Source organism: Roseateles sp. P5_E11, from assembly GCF_054049355.1.
Window position 1 is genome coordinate 1 of record NZ_JBFUMO010000275.1, and the last position, 7485, is coordinate 7485.

The 7485-nt window shown below is 66.3% G+C and carries 11 protein-coding genes; 9 read left to right on the forward strand and 2 right to left on the reverse strand.

Annotation, left to right across the window (positions count from 1 at the left end; genetic code table 11):
• Together ACXJKR_RS18910 and flgA are read right to left on the reverse strand one after the other, a co-directional pair.
• The coding region (locus tag ACXJKR_RS18910) for a hypothetical protein (RefSeq protein ID WP_457324124.1) at positions 1 to 258 on the reverse strand (258 nt) is incomplete at its 3' end.
• 138 nt (positions 259 to 396) lie between these two features.
• Positions 397 to 1107: a flagellar basal body P-ring formation chaperone FlgA gene (gene flgA, locus ACXJKR_RS18915; protein ID WP_457324125.1), complete on the reverse strand. Its 711-nt coding sequence runs from the start codon at positions 1105 to 1107 to the stop codon at positions 397 to 399.
• A 158-nt stretch (positions 1108 to 1265) separates the two neighbouring features.
• Here flgA and flgB point away from each other — a divergent pair, with 158 nt between their 5' ends.
• From flgB to ACXJKR_RS18960, 9 genes are all read left to right on the forward strand, one after another.
• Positions 1266 to 1679 carry a flagellar basal body rod protein FlgB gene (gene flgB / locus ACXJKR_RS18920; RefSeq protein WP_056199128.1) on the forward strand — a complete coding sequence of 138 codons (414 nt, stop codon included), beginning with the start codon at positions 1266 to 1268 and terminating at the stop codon, positions 1677 to 1679.
• 13 nt (positions 1680 to 1692) lie between these two features.
• On the forward strand, positions 1693 to 2109 hold the full coding sequence (flgC, locus tag ACXJKR_RS18925) for a flagellar basal body rod protein FlgC (protein WP_056199131.1): 417 nt from the start codon (positions 1693 to 1695) through the stop codon (positions 2107 to 2109).
• 16 nt (positions 2110 to 2125) lie between these two features.
• On the forward strand, positions 2126 to 2767 hold the full coding sequence (locus ACXJKR_RS18930; protein WP_056199134.1) for a flagellar hook assembly protein FlgD: 642 nt from the start codon (positions 2126 to 2128) through the stop codon (positions 2765 to 2767).
• A 29-nt stretch (positions 2768 to 2796) separates the two neighbouring features.
• Positions 2797 to 4143: a flagellar hook protein FlgE gene (gene flgE, locus ACXJKR_RS18935; protein ID WP_457324126.1), complete on the forward strand. Its 1347-nt coding sequence runs from the start codon at positions 2797 to 2799 to the stop codon at positions 4141 to 4143.
• A gap of 22 nt (positions 4144 to 4165) precedes the next feature.
• Positions 4166 to 4384 carry a hypothetical protein gene (locus tag ACXJKR_RS18940; protein WP_457324127.1) on the forward strand — a complete coding sequence of 73 codons (219 nt, stop codon included), beginning with the start codon at positions 4166 to 4168 and terminating at the stop codon, positions 4382 to 4384.
• A complete protein-coding gene (gene flgF, locus ACXJKR_RS18945) occupies positions 4372 to 5103 on the forward strand; it encodes a flagellar basal-body rod protein FlgF (protein ID WP_457324128.1) in 732 nt (243 codons plus the stop codon). The genes ACXJKR_RS18940 and flgF overlap by 13 nt, the downstream gene beginning before the upstream one ends.
• A 2-nt stretch (positions 5104 to 5105) precedes the next feature.
• Entirely contained in the window at positions 5106 to 5888 is a 783-nt protein-coding gene (flgG, locus tag ACXJKR_RS18950) for a flagellar basal-body rod protein FlgG (protein ID WP_457324129.1), read from the forward strand.
• A gap of 119 nt (positions 5889 to 6007) precedes the next feature.
• Positions 6008 to 6685 (forward strand): flagellar basal body L-ring protein FlgH, encoded by a 678-nt coding sequence (locus tag ACXJKR_RS18955; protein WP_457324130.1) that lies wholly within the window; start codon positions 6008 to 6010, stop codon positions 6683 to 6685.
• A gap of 265 nt (positions 6686 to 6950) precedes the next feature.
• The gene (locus ACXJKR_RS18960; protein ID WP_457324131.1) at positions 6951 to 7370 is read left to right on the forward strand and encodes a hypothetical protein; all 420 of its coding nucleotides are present in this window, start codon (positions 6951 to 6953) and stop codon (positions 7368 to 7370) included.
• Positions 7371 to 7485 lie beyond the last annotated feature (115 nt).

The following is a 7485-nucleotide window of genomic DNA, read 5'->3' on the forward strand; positions in this document are numbered from 1 at the left end:
GACCGTGAACTTACCCTCACTGATGGCCTTGGAGATGCGTGCGACCTTGGCGGCGTCAAAGCTGCCGTCGTCGGCGCTGCCACTGGCAGCCAGCTTGGCGGTGTTGGAAATGGCGACCTGGGCGCTGGGCGCAGAGGTCGCGGCTTGGGCGGTCTGACGGACGACATCGGCCGTGCCGGCAGCCTCGGGCTTGCGCGAGGCGGGGCGCTCGGCCTTGGGCGGGCTGGCGGTGCCGTCAGGGCTGTTACCGATCTTCATGAGCTTCTCCAGGGTGCGGGGCGGGCCCCGCAGAGGGCATTGCAGGGGAGTTTCCTCCTGTATCGGCCCCGGGCCTAGGAACTTGAGCGGGAATTGGCCGGTTTTTCCGGCCAGTTCTCAAGATTCGTGGCAGTTTGCTCATAGCAACACATCCACGCGGCGTTCGCCGACTGCTCGGCCGCTGGCGACGCGACCACTCTCAAACCTCACCCTGACCTCCTGGCCCTCGATGCCCGCCGACAGAGCCTGCGCCTCGGAGGCGACGGCAAATCCCTCACCCGCAACCCGGACCTGCACGGTCTCTCCGGCGGCAAACCATTGGCGCGACTTCAGCGCCGGCGCGCGCACCGCCTCGGCGGCGCCCAGCGGGCGGGCCAGCGTGCGGCCGATCAGCAGGGCCGGATCCGTGAAGACGGCGCCGGGCTCGGCTGCGATGTCGATATCGGCCACGGCCAGCTGTTCTTGAGACAAATTCACACCAGCCGGCAGCGGGCCGCTGGCGACAACGGCGCGGCCAAAGACGGCAACGCGTATTGGCAGCGTGACATTCCAGCGCGCCACGCCATCGGTGCAGCGCAGGCCGATGCGGCTTTTGCCCCAGACGGCCATGCCGGGCGGCAGATAAGGCTGGATCTGCTGGCAGGGCGCCAGGCGCAGCCGGGCGTCAAGTACGCCGATCTCAACGGCCACACGGGTATTGGGAGGTGCCGCGGCGCGCGCGGCCGTCTCGGCCAGCACGCGCACCCGCTCCACCAGCGCCGGATCAAGCACCGACGCAGGCACGGTCTGCGCCAGGCCGGGATCGGCCGAGAGCAGCATGCAGACAAGGAGCAGGGTGGCACGAAGCATGGCCGCCACTCTAGAGAGGGGCCAGCAGTCCCTAGGTCGGAATTGAACGGCTTTGCCCCCGTTTATCCCGCTCATGTTTTCGGAGCTGCTCCAGACAATTTGCGAGAAGAGCCATCCCGGCCCTTCAGCTCGAAAGCAACCTCGAAAGAGGCCCCCAGATGTTGAACCGATTGACAGACACGCTGAACTTCCAGACCCAGGCGCTCACGCTGCGGGCGGAGCGTCAGCGCCAGCTCGCCAGCAACATCGCCAACGCCGACACGCCAGGCTATCAGGCTCGCGACATGGACTTCGCCAAGGCCCTGCGCGAAGCCACCGGCGAGATCGGCACGCCCGGCGCTCTTGCCGCAACGCAGCGTGGCCACATCGCGCCGCTGGCCGGTGCGCGCGGCGAGAGCGGCAAGGAATACGCGCTGCAGTCCCAGACCAGCCTGGACAGCAACGGTGTCGACATGGACCGCGAACGCGCCAGCTTCGCGGACAACTCGGTGAAGTACGAGGCGACGCTGCGCTTCATCAACGGCGCCGTACGCACGACGCTGGATGCGATGAAGTCGCACAACCAGAGCTGAGGAGGGCTGAACCATGTCCATGTTCCAGATCTTCCACGTCGCCGGCAGCGCGGTCAGCGCCCAGAGCCAGCGCCTCAACGTCGTGGCCAGCAACCTGGCCAATGCCGACACCGTGGCCGGCCCGGACGGCCAGGCCTACAAGGCGCGCCAGGTCGTCTTCCAGACCCAATTGATGGGCGCTGGCAACGACAGCGGCAGCGCCGGCGTGCGCGTGACCAGCGTCACCGAGGACCAGACCCCCGGCCGCCGCGTGCACGACCCCAAGCATCCGCAGGCCGATGCCGATGGCTATGTGACCTATTCCAACGTGAACCCGGTGGAAGAGATGGTCAACATGATCTCGGCGTCGCGCTCCTACCAGAACAACATCGAGGTGATGAGCACGGCCAAGAACCTGCTGCTCAAGACCTTGCAACTCGGCCAGTCCTGACCGCTGAAAGCCCGCTATGGACATCACCGCACTCAACGGCAGCACGACGGGCACGCCCACCGTTTCCGCCAAGAACGCCGCCGAAACCCAGGACCGCTTCCTGAAGCTGCTCGTCGCGCAGATGAACAACCAGGACCCGCTCAACCCCATGGACAACGCGCAGGTGACGAGCCAGATGGCGCAGATCCAGCAGGTGACGAGCCTGTCCACGCTAGACACCAGCATCAAGAGCCTGGGCGGCCAGCTCGGCCAGATGCAGGCCCTGCAGTCCATCTCGCTGGTGGGCCGCGAGGTCAGCGTGCCCAGCGACAAGATCCAAGTCGAGAACGGTGCTGCCGACGGCAGCTACGAGCTCGACGGCGCGGCMCAGACCGTGAAGCTGGAGATCCTCGGCGGGGCCGGTAATGTCATCGACACCGTGCAGCTCGGTGCCCAGGGCTCGGGCCGCCAGACCTTCTCCTGGCCCGCCGGCACCAAGGTGCCTGAGGGCACCGAAGTCAAGTACCGCATCACCGCAGCCAACGGCGCCAAGGCCGTCACGTCCACGCTCTACGCCCACGACAAGGTGGACGCCGTCTACAGCGAGAACGGCAGCCTCAAGCTCAATCTCGAACGCCTCGGCCCCGTGGACTACACGGCCGTCTCCTCGGTCAACTGATCACCTCTCCCGCATAGCAAGGACTCCCCATGAGCTTCCAGCAAGGCCTTTCCGGGCTCAATGCCGCCTCCAAGAACCTGGACGTCATCGGCAACAACATCGCCAACTCCGGCACCTTTGGCGCCAAGGGTTCGCGGGCCGAGTTCTCCGACGTCTACGCCGCGGCGCTGAACGGCGCCGGCGCCAACCAGGTCGGCATCGGCACCAGCCTGCAGTCCGTCGCCCAGCAGTTCACCCAGGGCAATATCACGACGACCGAAAACCCGATGGACCTCGCCATCAACGGTGGCGGGTTCTTCCAGGTCAGCGACGGTGTGAACCCGACGCGCTACACCCGCAACGGCCAGTTCAAGGTCAGCAAGGATGGCTTCATCGTCAATAACGAGGGCCTCAAGCTGATGGGCTATCCGGCCAACGGCGCGGGTGTCATCCAACCCGGCACGGCCCAACCGCTGCAGCTGCCCACCGGCGGCATCCCGCCCGCCGTGACAACCAAGGTCAGCATGGAGCTCAACCTCGACTCCCGCCTGAAGGCCACCGCCCCCGGTGGCGGCACGGGCACCGGCATGGACCTGAAGGACAGCACGACCTACAACAACGCGACGTCCATGACGGCCTACGACGCCAAGGGCCAGGACGTCGCCGTGACCTTCTACTTCCAGCGCGCGACCGACCCCAGTGGCGCCGTGCCGCCCAACGACGTCTGGAACGTCTACGCGACTGCCAACGGCACGCCTTTCGATACCGATGCTTCCGGCAACGCCATCCCGCTGGACGCCAACGGCAACCCGACGATCCCCTACACCACCGTCACCTTCCCGCCCACCGGCGGCGCGCCTTCGGCCATCGCCGGCAGCGCGACGACACCGCCCGGCACGATCTCCATGTCCGTGCCGGCCGGCACCAGCACGCGCGGCAACCCGACGCTGGCGATTCCCGGCATCCAGCTCAACCTGACCGGCGCGACCGAGAACGGCAGCAGCTTCGCGGTCACCAACCTGACCCAGGACGGCTATGCCCCGGGCCAGCTGACCGGCATCCAGGTCGCCAACGACGGCATCGTCCAGGCCCGCTATTCCAACGGCCAGAGCAAGCCGGCCGGCCAGGTCGAGCTCGCCAGCTTCCGCAACCCGCAAGGCCTGCAGACCATGGGCGGCAACGTCTGGATCCGCACCGTCTCCTCGGGTGACGCGGTCGTCGGCGTGCCGGGCGACGGCAACATGGGCGCGCTGCAGTCCGGCGCGCTGGAGGAAAGCAACGTCGACCTGACCGCCGAGCTCGTCAACATGGTGACGGCCCAGCGCGCCTACCAAGCCAATGCACAGACGATCAAGACGCAGGACCAAGTCCTGCAGACCATCGTCAACCTGCGCTGATCACGACGGCTGAGGACGCGCGATGGACCGCATGATCTACCTCTCGATGGCCGGCGCCAAGGCGGCCATGCAGCGGCAGGACGTGCTCTCGCAAGGGATGACCCACCCCCGAAGCGCCTTCGGCGCTCCCCCTCAAGGGGGCGCCGCCAATGGCCCGGCAAAGCCGGTTCCACGGCGGCCGCTTGAGGAGGTGCGGCGCTGGCGCGCGCACCAAGCAAAGGAGCGCACATGGACCGCATGATCTACCTCTCGATGGCGGGCGCGAAGGCGGCCATGCAACGGCAGGACGTGCTCTCGCACAATCTTGCCAACGTCACCACGAACGGGTTTCGCGCCGAGCTGCAGGCGTTTCGCGCCGTGCCGGTGCGCGGCGACGGCGCCTCCACGCGCGCCTTCGCGCTGGAGACCACCATCGGCTACAACGACGCCCAAGGCCCGCTCACGCCGACTGGCCGCAACCTCGACGTTGCCATGCAGGGCAATGCCTGGCTGGCCGTGCAGGCCAATGACGGCACCGAGGCCTACACCCGCGCCGGCTCGCTGGACGTGAACGCCGAAGGCATCCTCGTCATGCGCAACGGCATGCCGGTGCTGGGCGACGGCGGGCCGATCAACGTGCCAGCCAACAGCGAGGTGGCCATCGGCAGCGACGGCACCGTCAGCGCCAAGGCACCGAACCAGAAGCCCACCACCGTGGGCCGGCTCAAGCTCGTCACGCCCGAAGCGACCAACCAACTCACGCGTGGCGACGACGGCCTGTTCCGCGCTCTAGAGGGCGACCTGCCTGCCAACCAGGCCGCTCGCCTGCAGGACGGAGCGCTGGAAGGCTCCAACGTCAGCCCGGTCGAGACCATGGTCGCCATGATCGCCGCGGGCCGCCAGTTCGAGCAGCAGATGAAGCTCTTGCAGATCGCGCAGACCCAGGGTCAGCAGTCCGCCAAACTTTTAGGGAGTACCTGACCATGATGCGCTCACTCTGGATCGCCAAGACCGGCATGGAAGCCCAGCAGACCCAGCTGGACAACATCTCGCACAACCTCGCCAACGTCGCCACCAATGGCTACAAGCGCTCGCACGCCGTCTTCGAGGACCTGATCTACCAGAACATGCGTCAGGCCGGCTCCAACAGCACCGACCAGACCACGCTGCCCACCGGCCTGCAGGTCGGCCTGGGCGTGCGCCCGGTGGCCACGGCCCGCATCTACACGCAGGGCAATCTGCAGCAGACCAGCAACAACCTGGACCTGGCCATCAAGGGCGACGGTTTCTTCCAGATCCAGCAGCCCGATGGCACGACCGCCTACACACGCGACGGCTCGTTCCAGCTCAATGCCAATGGCCAGATGGTCACCAACAACGGCTACACGCTGCTGCCCGGCATCACCATTCCCGCCAACGCGCAGAGCTTGACCATCGGCAACGACGGCACCGTCAGCGTCACCCTGCCCGGCCAGGCCGCGGCGCAGACCGTCGGCCAGTTGCAGCTCGCCACCTTCGTCAATCCGGCCGGCCTGGACCCCAAGGGCCAGAACCTGTTCACCGAGACGGCCGCCAGCGGCACGCCCAACACCGGCTCGCCCAACAACAACGGCATTGGCGCGGTGCAACAGGGCTTCGTCGAGACCTCCAACGTCAACGTCGTCGAGGAACTGGTGCAGATGATCCAGACCCAGCGCGCCTACGAACTCAATTCCAAGGCCGTGCAGACCTCCGACCAGATGCTGCAGAAGCTCGCCCAGATCTAGCTCCCCCCGTAGCGCTCGCGCGCTCCCCCAGGGGGCGCGCCAGCGGCCCGGCAAAGCCGGTTCCGCGGCGCCGCTGGATGAGCGGCCTGCTCCGCGGCCTTATGAATGGACAAGTTGTCATGAAAATCGTTGCACTCACTGGACTCCTGGTCGCCACCGCCCTGCTCGCCGGCTGCGCCACGCCCTACCCCGAGCCCCAGGTCGAGCTGGCCCACACGCCGGTCGTCAACCTGCCGCCGGTGCAGGCCATGGCGCCCACCAATGGCTCCATTTACCAGGCCGCTGCCTACCGCCCGCTGTTCGAGGACCACCGCGCCCGCCTCGTCGGCGACACGCTGACGGTCAACATCACCGAACGCGTCTCGGCTTCGCAGACGAGCACCAGCGAGCTGAGCAAGACGGGCAGCCTGTCGGCCGGCATCACCGCGGTGCCGGGCATCTCGCCCAAGGCATTCGGCAGGGCCAGCGCCGAGGCCACATCGGCCAATGACAACAAGGGCAAGGGCAGCAACCAGAACACCAACGAGTTCACCGGCGCCATCACGGCCGTCGTCACCGGCGTGCTGCCCAACGGCCATCTGATGATCAGCGGCGAAAAGCAGATCGGCGTGAACCGCAATGTCGACGTGCTGCGCTTCTCCGGCCAGGTCGACCCGCGCATGATTGCGCAGGGCAATGCGGTGCCGTCGACGTCGGTGGCCAATGTGCGCATCGAGCAGCGCGGCCGCGGCGCTACCGCGGACGCCCACGCCGTGGGCTGGCTGTCGCGCTTCTTCCTGAACCTCGCGCCGAGTTGATCGGGCGGCGCAGGCACACTCAGAAGTGCCCTCTGTGCAGCCATTGCCATTGCCGCTGTTCAGCGCGCAGGCCACGGGCGGTAGTTCGCCGCCAGGACCGGTCAACCCTTCGCGGCTACGATGCGGTGACCGGCGCCGCTGCTCGGCAAAGTCCAGTCATCAAGGGCGGGTCTGAGGCACTTCAATGCGGCGGTCTTACCATTCATTGCAGACGACCAGCGGCAGCCCCGCTGGCTGGTCGGCTGAATTCATTCGTTGACACCCAATGAAATACATCGCGGTTGCTTTGGCCCTATTCCTACACCAGGGCATCGCTTCAGCCTTGTGCATTGGGATGACCCTGGAGAGACAATTCCAGCGCGCTCAGGAAGTGATGATTGTTCGCGTCACCGAGGTGAAAAAGGAAAGTAATAGGCGATACGGTGCTAGGTACGTAGTCCTGGAGTCATTCAAGCAGCTCGAGGTCAATCGAGATGATGTCTACTCCACGTGGGAGCAACACGACATTGCACTGAGCCCAGGTCAAACGTATCTCTTCTTTATTGGAGAGAGCCGTCATGTAGGAAGCTGCGGCGGATCAAGGACGTGGCTGTGGGATGCGCCCGAACCGGATGAAAAGACGGTCGAGACGCTCGATAAGCTGAGACGCTTGCGTGACAACGGCGCCTCGCAAGAATCACCCTGATCAAGCCTTGCCGGCCAGGTAGTCGACCGCCAGATTGGCCAGTGCGCGCACGCCCACCTCCAGCCCGCGCTCATCGACGATGAAGCGCGGCGAGTGGTTGGAGTAGGCCTTGGTC